Genomic DNA, 26,111 nt, shown 5'->3' with positions numbered 1-26,111 from the left:
CTTTATTTACTTTTTTTTACATTGTTATTAATGATCTCCTGAAAAGCATTCAGAATGTTGTTCCAGTTCGTTGTAAAGTTAGGCATGATCGTACTGGCATCGGACTTGCTGCCTTCATTCGGGCCTTTTTTTACATTGATGGAAGTGGTTACATTATCATACAGCTTTTTGTGATCTTCCTGTATTCTTCTGAAGTTGTTCTGGGAAAGGGTCTGATCCAGTTTCTTTAAATCTTCATCAGAAACTTTAAAGTCCTGCTTATACTTTTTTCCCCCTTGGTCAAAAGAATAATGGGCAGTATTACCTTTGATGAGCAAATTCTCATACATAGGAGCATAGCCTCCGCTTCTGGAATAGCTTATATCGAAATCTGAATATACTTTCTGGCTGTTACACGAAACTAATACTATGACCGCGAATAAGATCCCTAATATTTTGTTCATAATTTTTCTACTTACTTTAATTATTTGAATCCTTTTGTTCTAATTTTTTAGCTTTAAGTTCTTCATCATAATTGTGCAGTACATTGAAATCTTCTGTCTGCTCTATGGCAGTCATAATTTTCAATAAAATTTCAGGCGCTTTTTCGTTGTCGTAATCTATATCAAGGGGTGCCTTGAACTCCATGGTAGGTTTTACGCCCGTAACCTTTACACGGAGACCTTTTTTATCAAATGCCCTTCTGAAACCGTTGATCTTGATAGGAATCACAATCGGGCGCTGGTTTTTAACCAGTTTGGCTGTACCTCTTCTTCCTTGTGCAAAAGCAGACGTAGTACCCTGAGGGAAGGTAGCTACCCAGCCATTGTCCAAAGCCTTCATAATATTGTCAACTTCAGTAAGATCTACCATTCTGTTTACCGTTTTACCTTCTGCTCTCCATGTTCTTTTTACCGTTACAGCACCGGCGATCTTGAAGATCTTCGGGAGAATCCCTTTATTCATGGTTTCTTCTGCTGCCACATAGTAAAAATCGATCTTTGGGTTGAGCAGGTAAATAGGGTTTTTAATCGTATTCAGATAACCATTGTTTACCGCACAGAATGCATGGTACATTGCTGCCACGTCTGCAAAATACGTTTGATGGTTAGACACGAAAAGCACATTGGAATCGGGAAGATCCACAAGGTGTTCCGTACCGGTTATTTTTAATTTATTAAAGCCGTTGAACCTTCTGTAAGATACAACCCCTAAAATAAAAATAATAAACCTTTTTAAAAAATAAGGTGTCCCGAATGCATCGGTGAAAATATTTTTCTTCGCCATCTCTCAATTAAACACGGTAGTGCAAAGTTACATTTTTTTCAGCAACTGGCTAAACTCGCTCAATATCATTGCTGTAGCACCCCAGATAATATATCCGTTGAAATTAATGACCGGAACTTCATGTCCGGCAGCACCGGGAAGTGCCATGATCTCGGGAGTATCCGGCAGGCTGAGAAAAGAGGTGATAGGAAATTCTATAGTTTCTACCGCCTCACTCTGCTGAAGAACGAAAAGCGGATTCTTTTTGGTATATGAAATATAAGGATATACATAAAAATTACTTGGCGGGATATAGATAGGAGACATTTCCCGGATCACTCTGATATAATGTTTATCTATTCCTATTTCTTCCGAGGTTTCGCGTACGGCGGTTTCGGCAAAGTCTCTATCCATTTCCTCACGCTTTCCGCCGGGTAAAGAGATCTGGCCGCTGTGCCTGTCATGCTCATTGATGGTTCTTTGAATCAGAGGGAAATACCATTCATTATCTTTTAAATAAAGAACAATATTAACGGCTGCAAATTTCGGATTTTTTGCCAGCACTTCATCATAAGTAAATACCGGCCGGGAAGGAGGTGAAAATACTCCATGGGCATTGATCCCCGGCAGCTCTACGTTTGTAATTTTCCTCAATAAATCTTTTCCAAAACTTTCCATACTTCAAATTTAGCAATATATACTGAAGAAAAGAACAGGCATTAACATTAATTAACCATTTAAACATCATTAAAAGATTGAATGATTAAAAAAATAAAAAATAGAATTATTAAAAAATAAGAGGGATTTTTTGAATTGGAAAAATAGAATTACTTATTGTATCTGTATGATAATCAATTTGTAATATACCGTATTTTTACGTAACTGAAACATGTGATACGAAGAAAACAGTAAACGGTTACTTTCAAAACGGTAAACAGTGATTTTAAAAATTTACACTTTAGCAGTGGTTTTTCATTTTAGTATAGCCTATACCTTTGTCATACTATTAACCAATTAATTTTTGTCAAAATGAAAAACTTTATTACTGGTGTATTTACACTAATGGCCATGAGTTTCAGCTTCGCACAATCAAATATTGATGTTACTGCCCAGATCGGAAACTTGAATACCGCTACTGTTAGTCAGACAGGGCTTTTGAATATCAACAGCCTTACACAGGATGGAAACCGTAACACGGCAGATATTGACCAGATAGGTGCTCTGAACGTGAACACCGCTGAAAGTATCGGTAACAGAAACTCAATTGACGTAGACCAAACAGGTCTTGCCAATACCAATGATGTAAGCCAAACGGGAAACAGAAACTCTGCAGTAACCTGGCAGCTTGGTGCATTCAACTCTACAGAACAGACTCAGATCGGAAGAAGAAATGAAGCCTCTTCTACACAATTAGGCTTAGGAAACTCTGTGGTACAATATCAGGACGGAAGAAGAAATGATGCTTCAGCCATTCAGGTGGGTACCGGAAATGATGCTTATCAGATTCAGCTTGGAAGAAGAAATGACGCAAGCGGTCTTCAGGTAGGTAATGCCAACCTTTTAGTACAATATCAGGACGGAAATGATAACAGTGCCACAAACGATCAGGTAGGTAACAATAATGTTGCTGCAGCCGTTCAGATCGGTGATGATAATACAGCTATGGGAGTACAGGTTGGAAACAGCAACCAGTTATATCAACTTCAGTTAGGAGATTCCAATACAGCAATTGATGTTCAGATGGGTAACAATAACTTTACCTGGGTAGCTCAAAGCGGAGATTCCCACATCCATGTAGGAACCCAGATGGGTAACGGAAACTCAATGGTTGTAACTCAATCCAATTAATAATGTACTGTAATGTAAAATAAAAGGAGAAGCTGAGGCTTTCTCCTTTTTTAAGCTTTTCATGATGAACATACCCAGAAACCATGATTTTATATCTGTACCTGCTGGGTGTGTTTTTCTCAATTCTCTATTCATGTACCTTTATTAAAAATTAATACCATGTTTAAACCGGGATGGGGTGCCTTTACACTTTTCGCAGTGCTGTGCGTGAATGCACAACAGCTGGATTGGGACAAGGTCAACAGCAATACGGTTCTTGATCTTATGGGCAGGCAGCAGACGGAGCAGCAGGCGCTTTATGGCTCCAGTGTTCTCCAGACAGGAGATTACAATAATGCAGAACTTTTTCTTAATCCTAAAACCAATATTGCGGTACAGCAATCGGGAGACTTCAATACACTTTATTTTATCAATTCTTTTACAGATCAGGAAACCAAAACAGCCGTAACTGCCCAGGGAAACAACAATATCATTGATATTACCGGCAGCAACAGTGTGTCGGACGGAATGCGGATCAATGTAAAAGGGGATAACAAAACCATTTTCATGAGAAACTATTAAAACACAAGTGATGAAATTTTTATATTCCTTAAATCTGTGTACTTTACTTATCTTCCTGTCCGCCACAGTGAATGGACAGGAAGATAAAAAAGTAAATGCAAAGATTGAGAAGAGTATTCTTGAAAACCAGATCAGGCTTAAAGCAGTGGTCACCAATAATACATCAGTTTATAAAGAACTGAATTACCTGCTGGTTTCCATTAAAAAGGGAAATGCTGGAAATCTTTCCAATAACCGGCAGAGCGGTAAATTTTCCATTAATCCCAATGAAGTAAAAGTTTTATCTGAGATCAGCGTTAATCTTGAACAAAAGGATGCCCTGAAAGCTTTTCTCTATATCAAAGATGAAGAAACCCAGAAACTTGTTGCAAAAGACAGCCTTGAAATTAATACAGACCTGTTCAGGAAAAAAACGGCCAAAGTAGAAGAAGATGCAGTCTTTGAACTGAAAGGACTTACCATTGATGAGACCAAAACTAAGGTTGGAAAAGATTTCTATGATCTTTTTTATATCCAGTACAGTCAGATTCCCGACAAAAGTAACGGTGCGGTTACCATTTCCGAGCTTCCCCTTCGCGGGACCAGCGGGCAGATTAATATCCAGATCGATGATAAAGTGATTTACAGCTTTATGACCAATCCAAACGAAGATTACCTGAAAGAACAGCTGGCAGCCAGCCTGAAATATATCAAAGAATTTAATGCCAAGAAAAACCTTATTAAAAATGAATTTATCTACTAAAAACGTCCGCCATGAAAACTTTTATCATTATTTTAATCTTTATTGCGGGTATTTTCTCCGGAAAATCTCAGCAGCTCGTTTATAAGCCTGTCAATCCGGCATTCGGAGGTGATACCTTTAATTACCAATGGCTTTTGAGCTCAGCAAACGCTCAGAATCAGTTTGATGAAAAAAATGATTTCAGCAGCTTGCTCGATAATGTTAATTCCCTTGACAGTTTCAGCCAGAGCCTGAACAGGCAGATACTGAGTGAGCTGTCCAGGAAATTATTTGAGGATCAGTTCGGGGAAGGCAGTATAAAGCCCGGAAATTATCTTTTCGGATCGCTTTACCTGCAGATTACTACTACAGCCCAGGGACTTTTGATCAATATTTTGGATACCAGTACAGGGGATCAGTCCGAGATCGTCATTCCAAAATAAAAAATAACTAAAAACCAAACTTACCATGAGAACTTATACTTACACCAGAATTTTTTTCTGTGCGTTCCTGCTATGCCTAATGCAGGCCTGCAGTTCGATCCTGGGTCTTCCTTCCGATCCGGAAAGATCTACCATGGGAGAGCTCACCCCTTCTACTGCGGAACTGAGGAATCTTCCTCTTCCCAATGAAAAAATCGTCATAGGCGTCTACAAATTCAGGGACCAGACCGGCCAGTATAAACCGTCAGAAAACGGAAATAACTGGAGTACGGCGGTACCTCAGGGAACTACAACCATCCTGATTAAAGCGCTGGAAGACAGCCGGTGGTTTATTCCCATTGAAAGAGAAAATATTGCCAATCTTTTGAATGAAAGGCAGATTATCCGGTCCACCAGACAGGAATACATGAAAGATGCCGATAAAAACAGCCAGTCTCTTCCCCCGCTTCTCTATGCCGGAATTCTTCTGGAGGGTGGTGTGATCTCTTACGACAGCAATACGATGACCGGAGGCCTCGGAGCAAGATATTTCGGAATAGGGGCATCCACACAATACCGCCAGGACAGGATCACTATTTATCTTCGTGCCGTTTCTACTCTTAACGGTGAAATTCTTAAAACGGTTTATACCTCTAAAACAATCCTTTCTACCAGTGTGAACGGAAGCTTTTTCAGATATATCGATACGGAAAGACTGCTGGAAGCTGAGGTTGGACTTACCCAAAACGAACCTGTACAGCTTGCGGTAACTGAAGCCATAGAAAAAGCGGTAAGATCCCTGATCATTGAAGGGACCAGAGATAAAATATGGGGTAAGGCATCAGAAAACTTAAACGGCTACCAGGCTCTCATCAATGATTACAATAAAGAGCAGGAGGCAAATGTAGGCCGGACAGTCGGGAATAAGTTTCCGGAAAATTACAGACAGAAAATGTCCGTTTTTGCCAGCGTGGAAGCTCAGAAAATCAAGGATGATTATGTAAATGCTAAAATGAATGTCGGTGGAAAAGTAGGAGTAAAATATTTTATAAGTCCCAATTTCAATATTGAAGCCAGCGGCAGTTATTTTACCTTAGAAAATGAAAATATTATTAAAAGAAATTACCTTGTTCCCGAGCTTAACCTCGAATTTCTCCTGTTCCCGAAATACAGACTCAGTCCATACATCTATGGAGGAGCAGGAGCGATGTTTTCAAAATACAAACCTCAGTACAAATGCCAGGTTGGCGGAGGTCTGGAATTTATGATCGGAAATAATACCGCAATCCGGGCTTCTTCCCAGTATGACATCGGTTTTAAAGACAACTGGGAGGGGATGGTGAACGGAAAAAGAAAGGATCAGGCACTCCGGTTCGCCATTGGAATCAATTTTTACCTTGGAAACAAATAAAAACATGAACTATGAAAACTTTAATCAAAATACTCAGCATATTCATCCTTACCTTTTGTCTGTTTTCATGTAATGAAGATCTTATAGAACAGGCTCAGACAGGTTCATTGAAAGGAAAAGTTGTAAAACGGGGCACCAATGTGCCCATTCCGAATGTGAAAATCTTTACAGCACCTACTACACAGACGGTTTTCAGCGGAACGGACGGCACATTTGAAATTGCCGCGATGCCGATAGGAAATTATTCTGTGAAGGCCGAACTCTCCGGCTATCTCACCAATTTTCAGGGTGTCAATATACAAAATCAGAACCAGGTGGTAACCGTGGTTTTCGAAATGGACGATGATGAATCGCTCAATTCTCCTCCTTCTGCACCGCAGTTGCTAAGTCCGGTAGACAATGCGGTGAATCAACCTTTAAACGTTGAGCTGACATGGACCGCTACGGATCCTGATACGGCTGATGTTTTAAGATACAGTTTAACAATTAAAAATAACCTTGATACAAATGTGATCCAGGTTAATGATTTGGCAGCGAAACATTATTCGCTGTCCAATTTGAAGTTTGGTGTTAGTTACTTCTGGCAGGTGTCTGTTTCGGACGGCATTCACCCGCCAGTTTTAAGTACCATCAGTAAATTTACCACCAATACGGTTCCGGCCAACCGCTATCATTATGTACAGAAACAGAACGGAAATTTTGTAATTATGTCAAGCGACGGAGCAGGTAACAGTTTCCAGTTTACCAATTCATCCTATAACAGCTGGAGGCCGAGGAAAAACAACAATGCCGGACTGATAGCTTTTCTGCGGACGGAAGGCGGAAGTACCCATATCTACACCGCGAATCCTGACGGATCTAATCCTTTTAAAGTTACAACGGTACCTGCTGCAGGCTTTAATAATTATGAAATAGATTTTGCCTGGAGTACAAACGGCCAGGAAATTCTTTATTCAAACTTTAATAAATTATACAGGATAAATAAAGACGGAAGCGGATTGACTTTAGTGTACACCACGCCGGACGGCAGCATGATCTCTGAATGCGACTGGAGCTATGACGGAAGCAGAATCGCCTTAAAAACAAATGATTACAGCGGATACAGTACAAAAATTTATATTATAGATATGACGGGAAGTGTACTGAAAACTGTTCTGTCCGGAACAGCAGGAGCTGCCGGAGGACTGAATTTCTCGGTGGACGGCCAAATGCTGGTCTTTACCCGCGATATTTCAGGTTACCAGGACGGAAGCGGTAATTACCGCCAGCTTGATTCCCATATTTTCATCTATAATCTGACGAACGATACCGTTTACGATATTTCTGCGGAAAGCGAAAAACCAATGGGAACCAATGATCTCGATCCAAGATTTTCACCGAATAATGCCCAGGTGATCTTCATGAATACTTCCAATGACAATATTTCCCAGAAAAATGTAATGGTTATTGATCTCAACAGTACACTGACCGATCTTTCAAGGGCTTCTCTTTTCAGCAACGGCGAAATGCCGGATTATGAGTAGGTAGGTTTAAGTGTTTGAGGGTTTAGTTTAAGGTTTAAAGTTTAAAGTTTTAGGTTTTTGAGATCGGGATGCTTTAATGGAAAATAGTTTTAAATTGGAATGACGGATTTGCTGCTTAAGAAACTTGAACTGAAATTTTTTTAATGCTGAAATATTCAAAAGGAAAGCTTATATCTTGTGGCTGAAGTTCCCGAAACGTCAGTATATTACAATAATTAAATGAAAACTCCTTTATTATTTTCTGAAATCCGAATTCTCGCGTCTGACGGGTTATCTTTTAACTCTAAACTTTTTTCAAAGTCAATTTGTTTACGAAACAGAATTCAAGATTGGCTTCTTTTCATTTCAAAAAAAATTCCAAACCGGAGGTTTGGAATTTTTTTTGAAATGATTTTTTTTTCATCAATCGATAATGTGGTTTTCTAAGGCATATTTTACAATTCCTACGGAATTTTTTGCGTTTAATTTTAAGAGAATTCTTTTACGGTGGGTTTCTACAGTATTAATGCTTATAAAAAGCTTTTCAGAAATATCTTTGCTGCTGCAGCCGTCGCATATCAGTTTAAGAATCTCCATTTCTCTGCGCGTAAGAGGTTCTTTAATGTGTGGATTGTGTTTTCCTTCCTCGCTGCTGATAAAGTTGATCATTCTTTCCTTTGCATTGTCGCAGATGTAGATCTCGTTTAAAAGCAGGATGTTTATAGATTTCAGGAATTCATCATATCTGCTGTTTTTGTCAAGATAGCCTTTTATGCCTTTGTTAAAAAGCTTCCGGATGTCAATCATATCATAACTATTGCCTATGACAATAATCTTGATTTTTTTGTTGGTGGAGGTAATGTCTTCTACAAGTCGGAAAATATCTGTAAGCATCAGCATATTGGAGCTTATGATCAGAATTTCCGGAGGATCCAGTTTTAATTGTTCAAATAAGTGTTCATGAGAATTACAAATGTCAATCGTATTAAAAATTTTGCTCTGCGAGAGCAGTTTTGACAAGCCTTCTGTATACAGCAATGGCTCATCAAAAATGGTTAATCTTGGTTTCATCATGGTTAGTTTTATTTATATAAAAATATAAAAAAATATTCACATTATATAAAAAAATAACAATTAATTGCAATTTATTACGATGATAATGATTAAGAAATTGATTTTTTATTAACTATTTGATAAATAATTCTCTTATTGTAGAATTTTAAATGATAATTTTAGAGTTATTTCAAATAAAACATAGTATTGAAGCTTATTTTGATTATGTTTAAGTTAAAATAAAAATTATTTAACTAACAGAGTAGGGATATGTTCCACCGGAAAATTAACCGACCTGGCAATAAAGCAAAACTGACCTGCTTTATGGTGCAGTTCTTTCGCTTTTTCAATCATTGATTCTTCTGTGACGGTAACGGTAGGATGTAAGGTTACAGAAGTGAAATGTCCGCTGCCGTCAGCTGTTTCAGTCATAATGCCGGTGGCTTCATCCTTATAATCGGTAACAATGATGCCTTCTTCCGAGCAGAAATGCAGGTACCAGAGCATATGGCACGAAGAAAGGGAAGAAAGTAACAGATCCTCCGGATTATGCTTGGTCTTATCACCACGAAACGCGGGATCAGAAGAGCCTTCAATAGACGCTTTGTTTTCGATATTGATGGTATGGCTTCTTTCATAATTTCTGTAACTGCTGGTGCCGGTTCCTTTGTTTCCTGTCCAATGGATTGTTGCTTTGTAATGGTGGTCTTTGCTCATTTTAGTCGGAAATAAAAAAAAGTATCTGCTAAAAATAAGCAAATACTTTTTAAAAGAAATCGGTGTTTCTCCTAATTTTTTATAAGTTTTTTTATCGTGGTTTTCCCATTTTCAAAAGTAATTTTTGCCATATAAATTCCTTTCAGTAATTCTGAAACATCAGTATTATTGTCTTTCAGTATTTTTACAATTTTTCCGTCCGGAGAATAGATTTCAATTTTGCTTACTTTTTCATTTGTGCTGAAAACCAGGTTTTGTCTGATAGGATTTTCAAAAGATATATCCATACCCGTTTTTGTAGCGTCAACGGTTGATAATGTTCCAGTATTAAGTAAATATTTTACGATTGCTCCGCTTGCATTTGAAATAATACTATTGTTATTAACAACCATTTCTTCAACACTGGAAAATGAACTGTCCGGATAGTAGCCAAAATCAGGAGCTATTGAACCACTTTGAGTAAGCTTTGTAAAAAAAGCAGGAGATTCATCTGATGAGTAAGGAGTGTAGGGATGAGATGATTGGTTTCCTCCAATGTAATAATATCCGTCTTTTTCAATAATACTTTTAGCCAAAGCGCTGGGAGATATTGCAGATAAGGCAGAATTAAATGTATTATCAAGGGTTCCATCCGGGTTTAGTCTCAAAATTTCATTGGCGGTAGAATTTGATTTTGAAATAACAATTTTATTATTGCTGTCAATCATTGCAGTACCTAAAGGTGAGAACTCTAAATTTGATTGTAAAATGCCGTTATTTCCAAAGCTAGTTACAGGCTGCCCATCCGGATTGAATTTTTCAATCACACCGCTACCATAAGATGAGTTGATCTTACTGATACAGATAAGATTAGATTGATTATCTATCAGTACAAACGCACCATAGTTAAAATTCCCCTGAGTAGTTAAGGAACCGTTGTTTCCAAAAGAAGTATCAATGCTTCCATTAATATTTAATCTGTATATAGTAGTAGGGCTGTGAACGATTATTTTTCCATTCTGTAAGATCAGTCCTAAAGAACGACCGTTTACATCACTGCCAATACCGTTAGGAATTGTCGAAGTACCATTGTTCCCGAAAGTGGGATCTAACTGACCATTCGGAAGCATTCTATATACTATCCATACATCAGAAGAACCAGAAACTCCGTTACTGGTATTTCCATAACCAAAAATGACCAATTTTCCGTCAGGCTGTACTTTTAATTGACATTGATAGGTATAATAAGGGAGCTGAATTTTTCCATTGTTCCCAAAAGCTGAATCCAGAACTCCGTTAGCGGTAAGTTTATATACAAATGTTTCGTTACCATTAGGGATAGAATAAGATGAATAAATACTGCCATTAGAGTCTTGTGCCATATTCCAGGCCAATGTGTAGTTGGCAACGTTAGATACTCCATTAGATGCAAAGGAAGGATCTTTAGAAATAATTTGTGCAAAAGCAGTTTGTGCCGCAAGAAGCAGCACGAAAAATAAATTTTTTATCATTGTGTACGTGTGTTTTTAAGATTGCAAATATAACAAAAAACCTCCGGTACAAGGCCGGAGGTTTAAATTTTGTCTTAGTTAGAAAATTCTATCAATTCTTCTTTCTTCGAATTGTAGATTTTATATTCTAAATATTTAAAAGAATCTCTTGGGATGATGGTTACCCATTTTTTGTATTTCATGAACCATTTCATCTGGATACTTTTGATGCCTTTGGTAAGGTAGGCTTCCACGAAAGGGTGTACATGCAGGAAAACTTTTCCTTTTTCTTTCTGCAGGATGCTTCTGAGCGTTTCACCCATTCTTTCCACGATCACGATCGGAGCTACGATTTCTCCGTCTTTGTTCGGGTTTTCTTCTTTGGTTTCGATCTGTTTTTCCGGACGGTTCCTTTGTCTGGTAATCTGGATAAGTCCAAATTTGCTCGGGGGAAGAATTTTATGGCGTGCTTTGTCGCGTTTCATTTCTTCTTTCAGATGCTCGTACAGATCCCTTCTGTGTTCGGGATTCTGCATATCGATGAAGTCGATTACAATGATGCCTCCCATATCACGGAGACGAAGTTGTCTGGCAATCTCGGTGGCTGCCATTTTGTTCACGTTGAGTGCGTGTTCTTTGTTGGCGGAGTTTCCGGTGGTGATGTTGTTTCCGGAGTTAACATCGATTACGTGAAGTGCTTCTGTGTGCTCAATAACGAGGTAAGCACCTTTTGAACTTGGAATATTAACGTGTTTTCCAAAACTCTGTTTGAGCTGTTTTTCAACGTTGTAATATTCGAGAAGAGGGATGTGTGAATTGTAAAACTGGACAATATTCTTTTTTTCCGGGGCTATAACCTCTACATAGTTGGTCATTTCGTTTACCATCTGTTCATCATCGCAGATGATGCTCACGAAATCCTGGTTGAAATTGTCTCTTAAAATAGCTGAAGCTTTGTCTTCTTCGCTTAAAACTCTTGCCGGAACTTTACTTTTCTGAATGTTTTTGAACGTGCTTTCCCATTTCTGGATCAGCTGATTCATATCATTATGAAGGTCTGCTACTTTTTTGCCTTCCGCTACGGTTCTTATGATGACACCGAAACCTTCAGGCTTGATGCTGTCGATAAGCGTTCTCAGTCTTTCTTTTTCCTCAGTAGTTCTGATTTTTTTAGAAATGGAAACTTTGTTGTCGAAAGGGATCAGGACCAGAAAACGTCCTGTTAAAGAAACCTGGGTAGAGATCCTCGGACCTTTTGTAGAAATGGGCTCTTTAGTGATTTGAAGCAGAACAAGGTCATCTTTGGCAATGACTTTTTCCACGGTTCCGTTTTTGTCTATTTCGGGTTGTATCTCGAAATTTTTTAAGCTTGAAGTGCTCTGTTTTTTAGAAATAGTATCTTTTAAAAACTTTCTGTAGGTAAGATATTGAGGGCCTAAATCCTGGTAATGCAGAAATGCATCCTTATCGTACCCGATGTTTACGAATGCGGCATTCAGGTTAGGTGCCAGTTTTTTTACTCTTCCTACAAACAGATCTCCAACTATAAATTCGCTTTTGTCCTCTTGCTCATGAAGTTCACATAGTCTTCCGTCTTCCAGCAGTGCAATCTTTGTAAGATCATCTTCATGCGAAACTATTAGTTCTTTCTTCATTTTGTATAAGATAAAAATTTATTAAGATTATAGGAAACTGGCGTATTTTTTAGCAAATAAATAATTTTAAATATAAGAATTTAGAATGAAATTGCTGTATATTTTTAAAAAATATCTGCAAAAGCCTTTTATTTTTCCTTTTGAATCTTATCGTTGCAAACAAAAATATAGTCGGTGAACTCTAAATAATTAAAACCACCAACTATATTATTATATTGTAAATCCCGAAAAAAAGAGATTATTTTTTCTTATGTCTGTTTGCTCTTCTTCTTTTCTTTCTTTTGTGAGTTGCAACCTTGTGTCTTTTTCTTTTCTTTCCGCTTGGCATAATTTTAATTTTTTAGTAACTAGTTAATATTCAGTTAATTTTTATTTTACTGCGACTTTTGTCTTTACTTTCTCTACAAAAGATTTTGAAGGCTTGAAAGCAGGAATGTTGTGAGCAGGAATCTCAATTGCAGTGTTCTTAGAAATATTTCTTCCTGTTTTAGCAGCTCTTGTTTTAATGATAAAAGATCCAAAACCTCTCAGATAAACGTTATCCCCATTATACATAGAAGTTCTGATCTCCTGCATAAAAGCTTCTACAACTTTCTGTGTTTCATTCTTTTCTGTTCCCAACTTATTTGAGATGGTGTTTACCAATTCTGCCTTTGTCATTTCCTTTTTTAATTTTAAATTTTAGGTGTGCAAATTTAGTTAAAAAAATTGAATACTAGCAAATTAGTGGTAAAATATTTTTGTTTAAGGAGTTGGAGTTTTTATGTTGAGTCTATATTAATATTACGTTAAATCTTTCTACATGCTGGAATTATAGTAGCCGTTTTCCACACAGAAGCGGATGAGGTGGAGTTTTGTTTTCAGTCCCAGCTTTTCCGTAAGCCTGTTAATATAAGTATCTATGGTACGGGTACTAAGGTTCAGCTTTTCTGCAATTTCTTTATTGCTGTAGCCTTCGTAGCAGAATTTCATAAGCTGTATTTCGGTAGGATTCAGCTCTTCCTGGCCTTTCTTCTGCCTTTCCATATAGTTCTGTACGGCGAGTGGCTGCTGCTCCCATTCCTTGGAGTATTTTTCATAATCGAATCCGTCAGAGGCAATACTTCCTTTGATGAGATCTTTTATGATGGTACTTTTTTTCTGGCAGTAATAAACATTGGGGATTTTTGAAAGAATTTCAGCCATATCCTCCTGGTAAGTGCTGGAATAGGTTACAATAGGAGTTTCCGTATTATTTTTCCTGATGTATTTAATGGCTTCCATACCACTTAATACGGGCATAAACAGTTCTATAATAAACACATCTTCCTGCCTCCTGTAAATCCTGTTCACCAGCTCATGGCCATTGTTACAGTCATTCAGAAGCATATAGAATGGATTTTCCATAAGGGTTTTGATCATGATTTTTTTAAAATAAAAATCACTGTCAGCTATAGAAAATCGCACTGTGTTTGATAATAATTTACTCACTTTTTAATATCGATTTGGTGGTGATATTTAAAATTCAGAGGCCTAATTTATGAAAAACTTATGAAAGTTGAAATTAAACTTCGTTAAATAGGGGTTTTCACGAAACTACATTAGGGAAAATACGTATTGCGCATAAATTTTTTTTTTTATATTTTCACAGGCCAAACAAATCGCAAAAATATGTCTTCTAACAGGGAAAAAAAACTTAACAAATCTGACGTCAGAGTAGGCATTTGGAAGTTTATTCTGTCTTTCGCCGTTCTCTCGGTGGTGTCTTTTCTGTGTTTATTCCTCTTTTTTAAAAGCTATAATATACAGCGGGAAGGAATTGTCAGACAAGCTGATGCATACAAAGAACTTATGATGCGTGGCGATGTCCTCAGGATTCATGTAGATAAAATCTATGAACAGATGAGCCAGCTAAACATTAATAAGGTGGAAAATGATGTTTTTCTCAGAACCAGAATCATGGATGATGTGAGAGAAGTGAAAAACATTATGGGTAAAGACAGTGTGGATAATTTTAAGCATTATGCTGTTCTGATGAAGCAGATAGAGCCGATGCTGAAATTAAAGAATGATATTATAGGAGTAGAATCCAATAAGAAGATCGTCCTCAGGGACCTTGAAGATTGTATTGCAAAAGTAGGAAGGGCCAATGGCCAGCTTAGAAAAGATCCTACAAGGAATTTTACAGGAGGTAAAAGAAGATAATATAAAAAGAAAGCATATGCAGGGATCTATTACACTATCTAAAAAAGAAAGGCATTACCAGTTTTTCTACTTAATACTGATGCTTTTAGCCGCTATGATATTCTTCGGGATCATCTTTTTAAAAGGTTATGACTCTCCGTTCTCGGAAGAAGATGTAAGAGGAATACAAAGCCTGGAACAGAAAGCGGCATTCGACCGCGAACAAAAAGTATTACAGCCTGAAATGGACAGTACTTATACCATGATCAGCAGAATTGCAGACAAGTCTCCGGAGCCTTTTGCGGAAAATAATATCTTCAACGGGATTAACGGCCTTGCCAGCTATTTTCATGGAAACGATGTCATGGATATCCGCAAGGATGCCTATCCGCAGATCGCCAAATTCTACAAAATGTATTTTGAAGACAAAAAGGTGATTTCCACAACCACTGAAGATGTAAAAAGATTTGAAAAAGAGGTGGAAGAATGCAGAATCGGATTCAAAGACAAACAGAACCGGCTTTACGAAAGACAAAATGCATTAAGGGCCAGGACCCAGTAATAAAAAAATAAACATTCAAGGAATAAACACATCACAATCACTTAACTATGAATTATTTTCAAAAAAACAAAAAGAACATTATTATTGGTGTTATCGCAACGTTGCTCATTGCAGCGCTCGTTGCGTTATGGCTGCAGAAAAAGGTGATCCATTCTGCCGATGATATTGTAGGGGTAGTCTATCCTTCTTCACTATCGGTAGGAGATACGCTTTTATTTGAGGATAAGACCCAGTTCGCAAAAACCAAAAGATGGAATTTCGGGGACGGGACTACTTCCGATAAAAGCACGGGAATTCACTTTTACAATAAACCGGGTTATTATTCGGTAAGTTTGATTATAGATAATAAGTATACCAAGACCTTTCCTGTAATGGTTTCGCCAAGATACCAGAAGCCAAAGGACAGCGCGAAGATCAGTACCATCATTGATGCACCCACACAGGCGATGCAAAATGAAAATGTGCAGTTCCGTGCAGTTTCGGAGGCTACACAGTTTGCCTGGAAATTTGGTGAAACGGGTAATATAGACGCTAAAGAAAAAATGGCCATCTATTCTTATAAAAGACCGGGTGACTACCGTGTAGCATTGTTTACAGAAGAAAGCCAGGAACCTATTTACCACCTGATCAAGATTCTTCCTGCTTACAACGCTTTACAGGAGGATGAAATTCCGGTAGAAGATTCTTACAAAAAGGTTGATGATGATTTCAAATATCACCTTCAGCAGATTGCCAACGGAAACAGTTTCAATATGCATTACAACTACCTGCTAAGAACTTACCTGTGTAACAACGAAAACACGGTGGTGAAAGTAAGCGACAGTAAAGCGAATAACTTTTACATGTACTGCGCAGGCCTTCAGTTTGACAAAAATGTTGTGATCCAGAGTGTAAAAGTAAATCTGGACGATAAGCAGAACTGTGTAACCAAGGTTGACATCAACCAAAGCAAATAATAAGTCCGGCCTCCCGGATACACCCACCCAATCATAAAAATAAAATAGGATGAAGAATAAATTTCCTCTAGCAGTATATTATATAGGATTATCAGTTTTGTTAGCAAGCTGTCAGGTGAAGCTGCCATCTAAAAGGACTCCTGAGCCGTCACAGTACGGGCAGGTAGACAACTCGCCGGTTGTAAACGGATACCCTAAAAAATCCGTTCCATGGATCGTTATTTCAGACAGGTCCAGAAATACAGCCTATCTTGATAAAAGCGACGAGAAATCTTACAAAGAAGTTAAATTTCTTGAGCCTTTAATGGTTCTGAAGCATAGAGACGGAATGGTAAAAGTAGCGGAATACGTTCCTGATGCTTTGATGAAAAAAGTTTCGTCAAAATCCATTAAAACCTATGGATGGATTCCTGAAACCGACCTTCTTTTATGGAACAATTCTTTAAAAAGCGAAAAAACAGGTTTCCCTGTAAGAGTAGCTGTAGTTCCCAATCACAGTGAAGTGATCAGGAGCGCAGAAAGATACTATAAGAACGATTCCATTATGGTGTTCAATTCACCAAGTCTTATAGAAGCTGCCAATGTGAAGATTCCAAACGGTCAAATGGTATATGTCTACAAGCAGGCAGAAAACAACAAACGGTTTTTGGTAGGTAAAAAGCCTTCCATTGATATAGACAGCATCAGTACCAACCTTTACGGGTGGGTCAATGCCAATGTGATCTCTGCGTGGGGTGAGCGTTCAGCAGTAAAGCTGAAAAACGATACCAAAGTAACGGAAACAACCTTAGGAATCCATGAAGGATATCCGGGAGCAGCAGATTCAGAAAGCAGAACAGCTATTCTCCTTACAGATACCAACAAAAGAACTCCTCTGGAAAATATTTATCCGGTAAGTCTGCCTCTGAATGAAGCTCCTACACCAGACTCCAAGACAAAATATTTCACCAATATTTTAGATTACAGCAAGAACTATGTATTCAATGTTTTAGGAGAAGAAATCTACTTTGACCGTTACAGAGAGATCACAGAAAGAGATAAAAATATCAATATTGTATTTGCTCTGGATGTAAGCGGCCCGAACGCTCCTTATGCACCGATTGTAAAATCTCTTCTTCAGGATCTGCAGCTTAGATTCGAAAAACCTTCGTATTTCAATGGAGTAAAATATGGTGTTGTTTTGTATAAAAATAACCCGTGCGGGGAAAATGTTCTCGTTTCCAACTTAAGTTCGGATTACAGTAAAATCACCAAATTCATTGACGAAAGAACCAATGAAATGAACTGTGCAAGCAACAGCGGATACCAGCCGGTGGGAGAAGCTCTCTCTGCCGCAGGAAACCTGCTTTCCAATGTTCCGGATGAAACGAATGTGGTGATCACGGTAGGAACCTCTGCCAATCAGAGCGGAAACATGTACAGCGTAATCAGCTCTCTTACCCAGGCTCAGGCCAGGCTGATCATGTTCCAGACCAGTGCAAGGTCATCCGATACCTATAACGATTTCGTATTAATGGCAGAAAATGTAGTCACTAATACTGCAAAGAACATTGCCGAACTTAAAAAACAAAAGATTATCAACCAGAGTGATGTTCTTACTAAAAATAACTTTAACCTTGTAGAGGGCGATGAAGGATTCTTCTCGCTGGATTATCCGAAACAGAGTATGTCCCAGGGATTTGTAATCTTCCCTAAAAAAGGAGACGTAGCAACACCCGGTTACCTGAAAAAATCGGTAGACAGCCTTATAGCACAGGTTACTTTGGATAACCAGACCATTGACAAGTCTCTGAATGACTATTTCCATTCTTCAGTAGGCGCCGGAAGAACAGATGTAGACCTGAAATATAAATACCTGTTCCCAGGCCTTACCAATCCGGTTTCTGCAGGAATTGCAGCCCAGCTGATCAACTACGGGAACCCGTTCCTTGTAAAAGGCTATATCCCGAAAGAGCTGAAAGACTTTAAACCGGGTATAGAAAAAGGAATTCTTATTTCTGAAACAGAATATGATAACCTGAAGAACTTCTACACGGAAGTTTACCTTAAAACAGAGCCGGAAAGAGCAGATTTCAACCAGTCGAGAGCTATTAAAGAATATATCAAGATTCTTAAAAAATACAATCCGACTTTAAAATTCTTAGATAAATCCGAGCTGTATGAAAAACCAATGTCATATGCAGTAGGATTAAGTACCGGATTCGATAACTCTGAAGATGAGCTGATGTCGAAATACAAACTGAAAGGCTGGAAAAAATCTAAGATTGTTTTAAAAGAGACAGCCAGAGCATACTTTAAAAGCTATAAACAGCTGGCAGAGCACATGCTTTCCCACAGAAACAATCCGGCTGTGAAAATCCAGCAGAACGGACAAACCTTCTATTGGCTGAATGAGTACTTTATGCCGACTACCCAAACCGTAGACGAGCCGGAGTACACCAAACATTAATCGTTCATTGAATCATATCAAAAGCAGGAGTATTACTTCTGCTTTTTTATTTTGTAAGGATAAGTGATACATTGGAACAAATTCAGAAAAAGTTTTAAAGCTTTTACTTTTTTAAACATCAGATCTGGAATTCGACATTTTAAAGCTCAATTTTGCATTTAAAAACCAGTGTATTTCTCATTGAAGTGTAAAATGTCTTGTTTTTGGTGTATATCCCTAAAACTGCAAACCCTTTTACAGTGACATCTGGCAAAGATTCTTAAATCAAAAGTCGTAGAATTACTACAAAATATGAAATTTATGGAGAAATACTTTTGAGATAAAAATAACCGTTCTATATTTGTTAAACAATCACACCACATCACAAAATATTAATCATTGATAAAATGCACAATCATGACGGAATTCAAAGAATCATAAATGACGGGGAATAACAGAAGTTATGGAAACTGAAATACAATGATGATCTGCGGATTGTGCCACTTAATGAAGACACACTATTACACATCAACATTCATAAAAAAGATCGTCCCCAAAGGCGGTCTTTTTGTTTAAAAAGTAAAAAACTATTTTGATTTACCATTAAGAAAACTTATTACTTCTCTGATCAAAGAATTAACTACCTTTATCTTACGTACATTTTGCATAAAAAAGATATATTTGTAAAAAGGTAAGTTTTGACAGATAACACCAAATAATCTGATACAAAAGAAACACAAACATATTAATATTAGAAAATTATAATGGGAGTACTAGTAACCAACGAAACAGTAAAACAGCTATTCCATATTGCCCAGTCAATAGCAAAGGAAAATTATAATGCCACCTATGGCGGCCCGCATATCCTGCAGGCATTAATGCATAAAGATATCGGCCTTAATGAATTCCTGAAAAATATTGATAAAGATCCCGGATATTTTTACGAATGGGCAGATGTCCGTATTGAAGAATATCCGAAAACAGCACATCTTCCGGATGAAGTACGCCCGGATGATGCTGTAGATACCCTTACAGAAGAAGCAGACGATATCAGGCTGAAACTCGGGCTGGACGAGATCACACCGATCTGCATCCTTACTGCGATTGTAAAACCTGAAGTTGTTTTTTCCCTGCAACAGCTGAAATCACTCCCTCTTAGAGAACACGAAATTTTCAATTTATACAGAAAAGATACCCCTTTCGCAGTATCCGAAGACGGTAATTTTTCTTCACTTTTTTCAAACGGGTCAGATTATACGGATTCTTCATTTCCGTCAATCAAAAGCTACTGTGTAGACAGAACTGCACAAGCCAGAAAAGGAGACCTTGAAAATATCATAGGAAGAGACAAGGAGCTGAGAATGCTTGTTGAAATCCTTTGCCGAAGAAGCAAACCGAATGTAATCATCATCGGTGAGCCGGGTGTAGGAAAAACCGCTTTGGTAGAAGGCTTTGCCATAGAAATCACCAAAGGGAATGTTCCTGAAATGCTTAAAAACGCAACACTCCTTGAGCTGGACACGGGAGCATTATTGGCCGGAACTTCCTATAAAGGCGAAATCGAAGACCGCCTGAAAAAAGTAATCAATGAATGTAAGAAAATAGAAAAGGCAGTTCTTTTCATAGATGAAATTCATACCCTTTTAGACCCTAAAGGAAGCATCGGAAATGTAGCTAATCTTCTTAAACCGGAACTGGCAAGAGGCGAGATTACAGTAATCGGGGCCACAACCCAGGAAGAATACAGGAAAATTATCGAACCGGAGCAGGCCTTTAACCGTCGTTTTGAAGTATTGACTGTGAACGAGCCAGACGAACAGACCTGTGTGAAAATGATTGACGTTCTTCTGGACGGCTACAAAAAACACCACGGTATCGAAGTAGAAAAAACAGCCATCCCTGAATGTGTACGTCTTGCCAAAAGATATGCAAAAGGAAAAAAGCTGCCCGATGCAGCCATTGATTTGCTGGACCGTACTATGGCCGCCATCAAAATGCTTGATGAACTTTCGGAAAAAGAACTGGCAAGCTGGAAAGAAACCTATGAAGCTATTTTAAAAGAAGAATTTACCGACAGTAAAGACCAGGCTAATGAACTGATCTGGAATTATAACCTTCTGAGAGACAAAATAAGCCCGATTCTGTGGGGTTCACTAAATGAGCAGCCTGTTATTGACAATTCCATGCCTGTGGACCAGATCCACAAGATCATTGACGATACTTATGCTGAACTTTTACAGCATGCCGCTAAAAAAAGAGAAAAAGTAGACCGTCTGGAGCTGGCAGCAGTAATGGCGGCAAAAACCAATATCCCGATCGGGAAAATCCAGGCTCAGGAAAAGGAAAAACTTCTGAATATGGAATCCCTGCTGTTAAACAGGGTAGTAGGACAGGATCATGCCTTAAAGATCCTTTCAGACGCCATCGTTGAAAACCGAAGCGGATTGAACAAACCGGGACAGCCTATCGGGTCATTCTTCCTTCTGGGACCTACCGGAACAGGGAAAACCGAGCTGGCAAAATCTATGGCAGAGCTCCTTTTTAACGACGAAAAAGCTATGGTACGTTTCGATATGTCTGAGTTTAAAGAAGAACATTCCGCAGCGTTACTGTACGGGGCGCCTCCGGGCTATGTCGGTTACGAAGAAGGGGGAATGCTGGTTAATAAGATCAGACAGCAGCCGTATACCGTTGTTTTATTTGATGAAATTGAAAAAGCCCACCATTCCGTGTTTGATGTATTCCTTCAGATCATGGATGAAGGAAAAGTTCACGATAAACTGGGAAAAGAAGGTGACTTCAGCAATGCTCTGATCCTTTTCACTTCCAACATCGGAAGCGAAGAGATTGTGAAGCAGTTTGAAGAAGGAAAAGTTCCGGAATCCTCTTCACTGATGCAGATTATGTCTAATTCAGGAAGATTCAGACCGGAGTTCTTAGCCAGAATTACAGAGATTATTCCTTTTGCACCGATCACCGAATCTATTGCAGAAAGAATTTTCAATATCCAGCTGAAATCACTTCATACATCTTTAACGAGATTGGGAATGACCTTAAAAATCAGTGATGAAGCAGTGAAAAACCTGGCACTGGGAGGATTCAGCAGCAAATACGGAGCAAGACAGATCTCAGGAGTGATCCGTGCCCAACTGGCGAGACCTATCTCCAAAATGATCGTAAGAGAAGAAGTGAAATCCGGGCAGACCATTCATGTAGACTGGAACACGGAAGAAGAAAAGTTAACCTGGAAAGTAGACGGATAATACACAGAAGGCTCATGGGTGGTTTAGCCTCTTAGCCTTTTTGCCTTTTAGCCATAAAAACATATTAAAAAATGAAAACCGCATTCAGAAATATCTTTACAGCACTTATGCTGACAGGAAGTTTTGCGATGATGAACGGACAGTTTCTGGAACCTTCAGACACTTCAGAAAGTAGTGTAAGGAGGTATAACAATATTATCAATGCCAATAAAGAAATCGTTGAATTCATCGAATATTCATTGGTACAGAAGGGACTGCCCAGGCATTTAAGAAACCTTGCCCTGATAGAGTCACATTTCAACAGAAATATAACCTCAGGAGCCGGAGCAGTAGGAATATGGCAGTTTATGACTGCGCACGCCAATCAATACGGACTTACGGAGCAGAACCGTACCGATGTGTATAAAAGTACAAAAACAGCAGTAGTTTCCCTTGGAAATCTCTATAAAAAGTATGGCGACTGGATCACAGTGGTAGCAGCCTATAACTGCGGTGAGGGAAATATTGCCAAAGCAATGCAGAACGCAGGTTCTACACAGTATCACATATATTCCAAATACCTTCCTGCGGAGACAATCAATCACGTAAAAAAATACCTGAATGCCTGTTATGCAACCGGTGAGCTGGAAAGTGTTTTGAATAACTATAATTCTGCAAGGCTTAATAAAGTTTTCTTTACAGAAGGCGGGAGTGGCAGAAACAATGCCGCACCTCTTCAGGAAACCGAAATTAATGCAGGATTCAATCTGGATATCATCGCTGATGAACTGGATGTGGATAAGAGTGAAATTCTTGCCTGGAATCCCGGAATTACTGAAGAATTACAAAAAAAGGGCGAGAGTCTTTTATATCTCCCCACCGATCTTATGCCGGACTTTCTCCTGAAAAAAAATAAAATCCTTTCCCGTTCCATAAGGGAGGGAGCCCATGTACAACAGCAATAAACTAAGATGATTATATTCTACAGCCGTCCTATTTTTAGAGACGGCTTTTTTATATGATTTCAATTTTAAACTTGTTAAAAACAAGCTAATGAATCTTAAAAAAATCTTAATATTTCTCGTTTAAGTGTAAAATGATCTTATTAATCGTAGTTTTTAATTTGATTCAAATAATTAATAATCAATACATTGAGTGTGTTGTTTAAATCTATTGTCGTAGAATTACTACATCAAATCGTAGAATTACTACAAAATTTCAAATTTATATTCAAAAGGTTTTTTATTAAAATATGACGTTTTATCTTTGCTATACAATCAATCACCAAATCACAAAATATTAACGATTAAAATTTACAAATCATGGCAGCAAATTCAAGAGGAATCTTAAAATTCAACGGAGGAGAAGAGCAAAAATTATTAAAGCTTAACTACAGCGTATCCAGATCTACAGACGTTTCAGGACGTGTAGCATCGGATCCCTCCAATGCACTGATCAAAATTACAGTAGAAGCTACTGAAAAATCGGACATCCTTGAAAGCTTACTGAATGGAAAGTACAAGCCTACAACAGGTGAAGTTACTTTCAACAAATCTCACGAAGAAGGTACGCTTACTACCCTGAAGTGGGAAAACGGTTATGTGATCCAGCATGAAGTAGACTTCGACGCTGTTGACGAAAACAGTATGCTGATCAGTTTCGTTGTTAGTGCAGAAGTTATCACTTTAGGTAACTCCGAGTACCGCGGAATGTGGCCTTCATCAGGTCATTAATCCTGAACAATCATCTTAGTAAAAATAAATTGGTACAGGATAGTGTATTCGAAAGAATATACTATTCTGTTTTTGCCATATTTGGACATATCACGTTCAAAATGGTCCTTCGGAATCTTATTATAAGCGTTACGTAAGGATTGAAAGCTGCCTCCGTATTTGCCGGAAGCTATTCAGAATTTATTATAATTTAAACAAAACACTTATTATGTTTAAAGATGATCAATCGATAAAAGTACAGGGTCCGAAAGGCGGTATAAAAGATATAGCAGCAGAGCAGCTTAACAATGCTGAAGATCTTGCTGTACAAAAAGCAGAGGATAAGCTTCACAAAGCGGATGAAGCCATTAAAAAGTCTGCAAAAAAAGCACAGGACATTTATTCCGGCTCTTCCCAGAGCACTAAAATGTTTATGAACCAGACTATGGTTCCCAACGATCCATCCGTTACCGAAAACAAGGTATGGTCCAAACAGCCCACTTCCAAAATACATAACGCACAGGCTATCCCGGAAAGTATTATTGCAGGAATCAACCGGGTGGTTATGCTTGATATTGTAGTGGAAGGGCAGGTAATCAGGCACTTCAAACATTTTAAGCTGGTTCAGAGTGCTTCAAAGCATCACGAATTCAGTCTTGTTCTTGCTTATGACACCTTAGGAAGTGCAGAAAACCATAATTTACAGGAAGCACAAAGCTTTTTAGGAAAAAGAATCACAGTAGTATTTAAATATAAAGACATTGAGCAGGGCCCCGAACGTAACTTTGTGGGCGTTATTACAGAAGTAGGATTCAGTCAGGAAAAAGGAAGCCTTGGAAATATCGTTCTTAAAGGATTCAGCCCGACTGTACTTTTGGATGCCGCACCTCACATTCAGAGTTTCGGGGGCGGGCAGGAAGTGAGCCTGAACAGTATTGCCGATCATGTCATTAAAGAAGGGTTGGGACAAAATAAGTTCGATTTCAGGGTAGATGCCCAGCATGGAAACGTTCCTTACAGCTCCCAATATGAAGAAACCCATTATAATTACCTGGCAAGAATTGCTGAAGCCTACGGTGAGCAGTTTTATTACGACGGGGAAGTCCTTCATTTCGGAAAACTTCCGCCACAGGAAAAACCGGTAAAGCTTACCTATGGAAGCAGTGTAAGCGATATTGCTATCAAAATGAGGGCGCAACATGTAAGCCCTAGCTTTTATGGCTATAACAGCAGTAAAAATGAGAAACTTGTTACAGGCAGCTCGAAGATCAATCATACTTCAGATATTGCCAAACGGGCTTACGAAATATCAGAAAAAACCTTTAAAACCCCTTCTTTACGGGTAGCTCCCATCAAAGCCACATCATTTATGGATATTGATGCTTCCCAGAAAGGAACGGCAGGAAGCAAAGCATCAGAGGTTTTCATTACTTCAGGGTCTACGACTGTTCCGTTCTTATATCCCGGATGTACGGCAGATATTGAAATGCGAAAAACAGATACCAACGATACTTCTTATTTTACCAAATTAATGATCGTGGAAGTGATCCATGAAGTTAATGCAAGAGGTTATTATGACGGTACTTTTGAGGCTATTGCGGCAGATACGGGATTTATTCCCCGCCCGGAATTTGATACCCCGAAAGCAGAACCGCAATTTGCCAAGGTAATTTCCAATACCGATCCTTTAAACCAGGGAAGGGTGAAAGTTCAGTTTGACTGGCAGGGAGGGCCGGACACTACCGAATTTATACGGGTAATGACTCCTGATGCAGGAAGCAGCGATAAAGTAAGTAAGAACAGAGGATTTATGGCTGTTCCGGAGGTTGGCGATCAGGTTATTGTCAATTTTGTGCATCAGCATCCGGACCGTCCGTTTGTTATGGGAGGAATGTTCCATGGTGGAATCGGAGGCGGAGGCGGAACCGGTAATAACATCAAAAGCTTAAGCAGCCGAAGCGGAAATAAGTTAGAATTAAATGATGGTGAAGGTTCTGTTTTTCTGACTGATCAGGGCGGCGCCAATATGAAATTTGACGGTGCTGGAAATGCGCAGACCAATGCCAATAATAACAAAACAGTCAACGTAGGAAACAATAATACAGTCAATGCCGGAAGTACGAGTTCTATTAATGTAGGTGGAAAAGATGGCGGAGCGGCTAATTCGGTTTTAAAAATGGATGCCAGCGGAAACATATCGGTGGAAGGAAAAACAAAAATTGAATTAAAAGTAGGCGAAAACAGCATTACCATCACCAAAGAAGGAATCACTATTTCTGCCAAAGAAGGAATGCTGGATTTGAATTCGCTGCAGAATGCTTTATTGGTAACGCAGGATAAGCTGAGTATTCACAGTCAGTCGATCACTTCCATCAATGCAACAGGGGATCTGTTTATTACCGGAAGTAAAGTCGATATTAACTAGTGTTGGTCAATTTATTCTA

Annotated in this window: 23 protein-coding genes; 14 read left to right on the top strand and 9 right to left on the bottom strand. The window is 38.6% G+C overall.

Annotation, left to right across the window (positions count from 1 at the left end; all coding sequences use genetic code 11):
* Positions 1 to 2: 2 nt before the first annotated feature.
* Genes BUB03_RS16160 through BUB03_RS16150 form a run of 3 tightly spaced genes read right to left on the bottom strand, consistent with a single transcriptional unit; the run spans position 3 to position 1,923 of the window.
* On the bottom strand, positions 3 to 443 hold the full coding sequence (locus BUB03_RS16160) for a hypothetical protein (RefSeq protein WP_040996589.1): 441 nt from the start codon (positions 441 to 443) through the stop codon (positions 3 to 5).
* Positions 444 to 459: 16 nt separating this feature from the next.
* Positions 460 to 1,266: a lysophospholipid acyltransferase family protein gene (locus BUB03_RS16155; protein WP_073065054.1), complete on the bottom strand. Its 807-nt coding sequence runs from the start codon at positions 1,264 to 1,266 to the stop codon at positions 460 to 462.
* Positions 1,267 to 1,293: 27 nt separating this feature from the next.
* Positions 1,294 to 1,923 carry an NUDIX hydrolase gene (locus tag BUB03_RS16150; protein WP_040996585.1) on the bottom strand — a complete coding sequence of 210 codons (630 nt, stop codon included), beginning with the start codon at positions 1,921 to 1,923 and terminating at the stop codon, positions 1,294 to 1,296.
* A 351-nt stretch (positions 1,924 to 2,274) separates the two neighbouring features.
* Between BUB03_RS16150 and BUB03_RS16145 the strand changes: the two genes are divergently transcribed.
* The 6 genes from BUB03_RS16145 (at position 2,275) to BUB03_RS16120 (ending at position 7,731) form a co-directional block, all read left to right on the top strand.
* Positions 2,275 to 3,093 carry an RIP homotypic interaction motif-containing protein gene (locus tag BUB03_RS16145; RefSeq protein ID WP_073065051.1) on the top strand — a complete coding sequence of 273 codons (819 nt, stop codon included), beginning with the start codon at positions 2,275 to 2,277 and terminating at the stop codon, positions 3,091 to 3,093.
* Between the two features lie 159 nt (positions 3,094 to 3,252).
* A complete protein-coding gene (locus tag BUB03_RS16140) occupies positions 3,253 to 3,654 on the top strand; it encodes a hypothetical protein (RefSeq protein WP_073065048.1) in 402 nt (133 codons plus the stop codon).
* Positions 3,655 to 3,664: 10 nt separating this feature from the next.
* Positions 3,665 to 4,396 (top strand): curli-like amyloid fiber formation chaperone CsgH, encoded by a 732-nt coding sequence (gene csgH, locus BUB03_RS16135; RefSeq protein WP_073065045.1) that lies wholly within the window; start codon positions 3,665 to 3,667, stop codon positions 4,394 to 4,396.
* An 11-nt stretch (positions 4,397 to 4,407) separates the two neighbouring features.
* Positions 4,408 to 4,818 carry a curli production assembly/transport component CsgF gene (locus tag BUB03_RS16130; protein WP_040996577.1) on the top strand — a complete coding sequence of 137 codons (411 nt, stop codon included), beginning with the start codon at positions 4,408 to 4,410 and terminating at the stop codon, positions 4,816 to 4,818.
* Between the two features lie 25 nt (positions 4,819 to 4,843).
* Entirely contained in the window at positions 4,844 to 6,208 is a 1,365-nt protein-coding gene (locus BUB03_RS16125) for a CsgG/HfaB family protein (protein WP_073065042.1), read from the top strand.
* An 11-nt stretch (positions 6,209 to 6,219) separates the two neighbouring features.
* Positions 6,220 to 7,731 carry a carboxypeptidase-like regulatory domain-containing protein gene (locus BUB03_RS16120; RefSeq protein ID WP_073065039.1) on the top strand — a complete coding sequence of 504 codons (1,512 nt, stop codon included), beginning with the start codon at positions 6,220 to 6,222 and terminating at the stop codon, positions 7,729 to 7,731.
* Between the two features lie 402 nt (positions 7,732 to 8,133).
* Here the strand turns inward: BUB03_RS16120 and BUB03_RS16115 are convergent, their stop codons facing one another.
* The 6 genes from BUB03_RS16115 to BUB03_RS16090 all read right to left on the bottom strand — a co-directional run bounded on the left by BUB03_RS16115 (position 8,134) and on the right by BUB03_RS16090 (position 14,005).
* The gene (locus BUB03_RS16115; protein ID WP_040997074.1) at positions 8,134 to 8,781 is read right to left on the bottom strand and encodes a response regulator transcription factor; all 648 of its coding nucleotides are present in this window, start codon (positions 8,779 to 8,781) and stop codon (positions 8,134 to 8,136) included.
* Positions 8,782 to 9,009: 228 nt separating this feature from the next.
* Positions 9,010 to 9,480, bottom strand: a complete 471-nt coding sequence (locus BUB03_RS16110) for an OsmC family protein (RefSeq protein ID WP_073065037.1) — start codon at positions 9,478 to 9,480, stop codon at positions 9,010 to 9,012.
* Positions 9,481 to 9,551: 71 nt separating this feature from the next.
* Positions 9,552 to 10,970 (bottom strand): T9SS type A sorting domain-containing protein, encoded by a 1,419-nt coding sequence (locus BUB03_RS16105; protein WP_073065035.1) that lies wholly within the window; start codon positions 10,968 to 10,970, stop codon positions 9,552 to 9,554.
* 74 nt (positions 10,971 to 11,044) lie between these two features.
* Positions 11,045 to 12,604: an Rne/Rng family ribonuclease gene (locus tag BUB03_RS16100; protein ID WP_040996574.1), complete on the bottom strand. Its 1,560-nt coding sequence runs from the start codon at positions 12,602 to 12,604 to the stop codon at positions 11,045 to 11,047.
* A 369-nt stretch (positions 12,605 to 12,973) separates the two neighbouring features.
* Positions 12,974 to 13,264: an HU family DNA-binding protein gene (locus BUB03_RS16095; RefSeq protein ID WP_002984212.1), complete on the bottom strand. Its 291-nt coding sequence runs from the start codon at positions 13,262 to 13,264 to the stop codon at positions 12,974 to 12,976.
* Between the two features lie 138 nt (positions 13,265 to 13,402).
* Positions 13,403 to 14,005 carry a response regulator transcription factor gene (locus BUB03_RS16090; protein WP_228417916.1) on the bottom strand — a complete coding sequence of 201 codons (603 nt, stop codon included), beginning with the start codon at positions 14,003 to 14,005 and terminating at the stop codon, positions 13,403 to 13,405.
* Positions 14,006 to 14,254: 249 nt separating this feature from the next.
* Here BUB03_RS16090 and tssO point away from each other — a divergent pair, with 249 nt between their 5' ends.
* The 8 genes from tssO to BUB03_RS16050 all read left to right on the top strand — a co-directional run bounded on the left by tssO (position 14,255) and on the right by BUB03_RS16050 (position 26,092).
* Positions 14,255 to 14,788 (top strand): type VI secretion system TssO, encoded by a 534-nt coding sequence (gene tssO / locus BUB03_RS16085; protein ID WP_073065030.1) that lies wholly within the window; start codon positions 14,255 to 14,257, stop codon positions 14,786 to 14,788.
* Complete coding sequence (locus BUB03_RS16080) at positions 14,733 to 15,329, top strand: type VI secretion system transmembrane protein TssO (protein WP_228417914.1); 597 nt, start codon at positions 14,733 to 14,735, stop codon at positions 15,327 to 15,329. The genes tssO and BUB03_RS16080 overlap by 56 nt, the downstream gene beginning before the upstream one ends.
* A 47-nt stretch (positions 15,330 to 15,376) precedes the next feature.
* On the top strand, positions 15,377 to 16,285 hold the full coding sequence (locus BUB03_RS16075; RefSeq protein ID WP_040996570.1) for a PKD domain-containing protein: 909 nt from the start codon (positions 15,377 to 15,379) through the stop codon (positions 16,283 to 16,285).
* Between the two features lie 49 nt (positions 16,286 to 16,334).
* Positions 16,335 to 18,734, top strand: a complete 2,400-nt coding sequence (tssR, locus tag BUB03_RS16070; protein WP_073065027.1) for a type VI secretion system protein TssR domain-containing protein — start codon at positions 16,335 to 16,337, stop codon at positions 18,732 to 18,734.
* Between the two features lie 743 nt (positions 18,735 to 19,477).
* On the top strand, positions 19,478 to 21,976 hold the full coding sequence (locus tag BUB03_RS16065; protein ID WP_073065025.1) for an ATP-dependent Clp protease ATP-binding subunit: 2,499 nt from the start codon (positions 19,478 to 19,480) through the stop codon (positions 21,974 to 21,976).
* Between the two features lie 71 nt (positions 21,977 to 22,047).
* Positions 22,048 to 22,920, top strand: coding sequence for a lytic transglycosylase domain-containing protein (locus BUB03_RS16060; RefSeq protein ID WP_073065022.1), 873 nt, complete (start codon positions 22,048 to 22,050; stop codon positions 22,918 to 22,920).
* A gap of 357 nt (positions 22,921 to 23,277) precedes the next feature.
* Positions 23,278 to 23,688: a type VI secretion system tube protein TssD gene (tssD, locus tag BUB03_RS16055; protein ID WP_081780206.1), complete on the top strand. Its 411-nt coding sequence runs from the start codon at positions 23,278 to 23,280 to the stop codon at positions 23,686 to 23,688.
* Between the two features lie 208 nt (positions 23,689 to 23,896).
* Positions 23,897 to 26,092 carry a type VI secretion system Vgr family protein gene (locus BUB03_RS16050; RefSeq protein WP_073065019.1) on the top strand — a complete coding sequence of 732 codons (2,196 nt, stop codon included), beginning with the start codon at positions 23,897 to 23,899 and terminating at the stop codon, positions 26,090 to 26,092.
* Positions 26,093 to 26,111: the final 19 nt, after the last annotated feature.

The sequence above is a fragment of the Chryseobacterium oranimense genome, from assembly GCF_900129755.1.
Lineage (GTDB): Bacteria > Bacteroidota > Bacteroidia > Flavobacteriales > Weeksellaceae > Chryseobacterium > Chryseobacterium oranimense.
The sequence above is the reverse complement of the archived record's forward strand: the minus strand, read 5'-3'. Positions and strand labels throughout refer to the sequence as shown.